Annotated in this window: 1 protein-coding gene; it reads left to right on the forward strand. The window is 57.5% G+C overall.

All coding sequences use genetic code 11. The features are described from left to right. On the forward strand, positions 1 to 1,563 hold a 1,563-nt coding region (locus tag VHE10_01195), incomplete at both ends, for a hypothetical protein (GenBank protein HVU06393.1).

Here is a 1,563-nt window from a genome sequence, read left to right on the forward strand (position 1 = left end):
TCCGCGACTGGTCCGTCAACTCCTTCGGCGCCCTCGCTCCGACCACGACTCGCGGCATATTCGTCACCGCCTCGTCTACCATCGGTAACGGCGCGCAAACAGGCGGCCTCACTATAAACGGCGGTGCTACCACGACGGGCAGCGCGTACTTCGGCGGTAACATTTTCGCTTCCGGGAACATAACGGGAAATCTCATCACGAACGACCTTATAAAGAATTCGACGAATGATTCGCAGCTGTCGTTCCAAAACAGCAATGTCCAGCTCCTGCCGGGCGGAGCGGCGGCTCTTACGGCCCTTGTTAGCGGCAACGTCGGCATCGGCACCACGTCTCCGGGCTCGCTCCTCTCCGTGGGCGGTATCGCGAACTTTACGGCCGGCACTTCCACTTTCTACTCCGCGGGCGGCCTCAACATCTCGAACGGCTGCTATGCCATGAACGGTGCCTGCCTTAGCACCGGGTCTCTCGGTCTTACCGGCACCCAAGGCCAGGTCGCATATTTCTCGGGCACCAATGCGGCGGTGGGCACGTCGTCGCTCTTCATCGGGCAGTCGGGCAACGTCGGCATCGGTACTAGTACGCCGTTCGGCTTGCTGTCGATAAATCCTAACGGGATCACCGGGCCTGCCTTTGTCATCGGCTCATCGACTAAGAGCCATTTGACCGTTACCGAGGGAGGGCTGATCAGGTTCGGAAGCACTACGAACGCGGCTTCTTTCGTAAACATCAACGGCGACGGATACGCGCTTTCAAATGCGCCGACCGTAAGCATCCAATCTGCGAATGCGGGATATAATAACGGCCAGCTGCGCCTCTTCAGGGATAATAACGAGTTCACGAACTTCTTCGAAGGAGACGTCGGCGGTACCGGAAATAATGGCCTGACTATAAACGTCCAGTCGGCGGGGACGGGCAGGATCGCGATGCTGTTCAATAACAACTCCTCGTCTTACTTCACTGCGAACGGGTGGGTCATTGCGAACAATGCAACGGGCAACGATCAGATCGCTATAGATAGAAGCACTAATTCGATCGACCTTAAAGATGCTTTCAGCCATTCCCGCGCGAAGTTAGGCGCTCTTAATCAAATCTCCGGTCCGGGATACCTCCAATTGACCGATAGTCTGGATACGATCGGAGTCTTGATCAATGCCTCAAGCACCTCATATATAAATAACGGCGCGAATTTCGGCGTGGGAACGACGTCGCCCGCGGCAAAGCTCTCTGTCCAGGGAAACGGCCTCTTCTCCGGTAACATATCGGCTGCGAACCTTGTGGCGACAGGCACCGCGACCACGACCAATCTCTCGATACTCGGCCTCGCTAATTCGCTTTTGAAGACGAATAGCCTTGGCCAGGTGGTCGCCGCGAGCGCGAGCGACTTCTGGGGAACGTCGTCCCAAAACTACTACGCCTCCCAATTCCGCGACTGGTCCGTCAACTCCTTCGGCGCCCTCGCTCCGACCACGACTCGCGGCATATTCGTCACCGCCTCGTCTACCATCGGTAACGGCGCGCAAACAGGCGGCCTCACTATAAACGGCGGTGCTACCACGACGGGCA

The organism is Candidatus Paceibacterota bacterium (assembly GCA_035546035.1).
Classification (GTDB): Bacteria; Patescibacteriota; Minisyncoccia; order Phycocordibacterales; family UBA6065; genus UBA6065.